The 2015-nt window shown below is 60.1% G+C and carries 1 protein-coding gene; it reads right to left on the bottom strand.

The window, feature by feature from the left end; genetic code table 11:
* Nucleotides 1-356: 356 nt before the first annotated feature.
* Nucleotides 357-1832: a M14 family zinc carboxypeptidase gene (locus HNR62_RS15995; protein WP_204797077.1), complete on the bottom strand. Its 1476-nt coding sequence runs from the start codon at nucleotides 1830-1832 to the stop codon at nucleotides 357-359.
* Nucleotides 1833-2015: the final 183 nt, after the last annotated feature.

The raw sequence follows: 2015 nt of genomic DNA on the forward strand, positions 1-2015 counted from the left end.
TTATCGCGAAAGGGACAAGCCCAACCGCTCATATTGCTGCTGGACTGAGCGAAGCTTGATCAGGTTGAGCGAAAAGTGATCATGCGTCAGCCCTGGTCCATCTCATCATCCTTGTAAGCTCACACATGCCATCCATGGCATGTGATGGCCGGGTGAGGCAATCCCTATTATCTCACCTCAATGCCCGAGTTGGCTGTTGGCGACACCCGCAGGTAACTCCGATGCGTCAAGAGGGCAGAGGGATCTGCTCCGCCGACCTTCTGTTTCAGGGATGAAACAGAGAGCGTACAAGGAAGTATCTATAGCGGGTCGTCGGAGCAGGTCCTTTGGCCGATGTGTAAGCGTTTAGCCAAAACTTAGTCTTCCACCACCGGAAACACCGGAAATGCCCCCGGCTGCAGCCAGTTCCAGCCCTCTTCCTGATACAGGGCATTGGCCGAACGCGGATCCAGCATCAGGGCCGCCAATGGCGCCAGGCGCTGATCCATCGGTACCAGCAGATCTCCCCGCTGCAGGGTCACCGCAGACCGCGTCACCATCACCTCGGCCAACATCTTTCCCCGTACCCCCGGTCGGGCTTCGGGTTGCATTCGTACCGCTGTGATCTCCAGCCTGTCCGCCATCAGCTCACGAGGTTCAGTCACCGTCTCGAAGGCAATATGATGAGATGTCAGCCAGCGCGCCATCCGTTCCCGCTCCCGGGTGACCGCATAGGCCGCCGCCAGAGAGACCGGCTTCCGGGTGACAATGGCATCCCGATTGCGAAAGCGGCGCAACACTTTGTGGCCATCGGCAAAACGCACCAGCGGCAGCGTGATTTCGGGCTGCTCCCGATTGGCACCAAAACTCACCCCCATCCACAGGGTGCGACCGTCACCATCTGCAGACACCCACCGCTGGCGGGCCCGACGCGATACCGCCAGCAGGGATCCGGCTTCATCCGCCACCAGCTGCAGCATGGTCAGCATACTCAGGTGCTGCTTGCGTACCCGTTCGGCAATGTTGCGCGGCGTGGCATAGCGGCCGCTTTTATTATCGAGCCGGTTTTCCACCAGTATGGACACCCGCCCCTGCATGGCCGCGTAGTTGCGCAGGTTGGTGATGCCCAGACCACCTCGGGATACCGCCTGATCCAGACTGGTGATCTCGCCCCGGTAGCGCCTGGCCGCCAGGCCCGCCGCCGACACCCGCGCTATCAGCGCGGGCAGTAGTTTGCTCTCGGTGTAATGGCGCAAGGCGCCGTCGATATTGGGGTTGTTGCCCATATCAAACTGGGCCTCCACATCGGTCATCCAACCCAACTCCCGGGTCAGCACCCGCTTCCAGATGCCGGACTCGTGAGCATCGAACACCAGATCCGGATCGAAGCGATGCAACGCCTCGACCAGCAGCCGTGTTTCGCCTGCCTGCAGGGCCACGTAGTCGATATTGGTGTTGTCGTCATTGGCGTTGTGGCGCGATGACAGATCCCGCCCGTCGGGATTGGCCAGCACCACCAGCACCAGATTGAGCCGATGCATCAGCTCCGGATGCTCGCCGGCTGCCAGCTCTCGTGCCAGCCGTTGCAAGGCCTCGGCACCCGAGGGCTCGTTACCGTGCTGAGAGCCCAGCATCATCACCGTCGGCTTGTCTGGCTCACCGACAAGGTCCTGCAGAAATGAAGGCGACGCCGACAGCAGCAGCGCCTGTATCGGTCGGCCACCGGCCGAGGTGCCCAGCGTCACCAATCGTGCCCGGGGCGACAGGGTATCCAGTGTCGCCAGGTAGTTTCCAATGGTCCGGCTGTCGGGTAACGACCGCTTATTTTCACGTTCAAAGGGAGTTGACGGCATGGGTTGCCCCCAGACCAGGCTGCTGCACAACAACAGAAAAACCACTGAAACCCTCATATCGACCTCAGCAAGATGCTTTTATACCAACCTGGAAAACTAACTGGTCAGGCTTGCCCACTTTCTAGAGCACGTTTTAGTCACTCTTTCCGCACTCTCGGTGAAGGTGTTCCAGGCTTTGCAGAC

The organism is Oceanisphaera litoralis (genome assembly GCF_016907015.1).
GTDB classification, from domain to species: Bacteria; Pseudomonadota; Gammaproteobacteria; order Enterobacterales; family Aeromonadaceae; genus Oceanimonas; species Oceanimonas litoralis.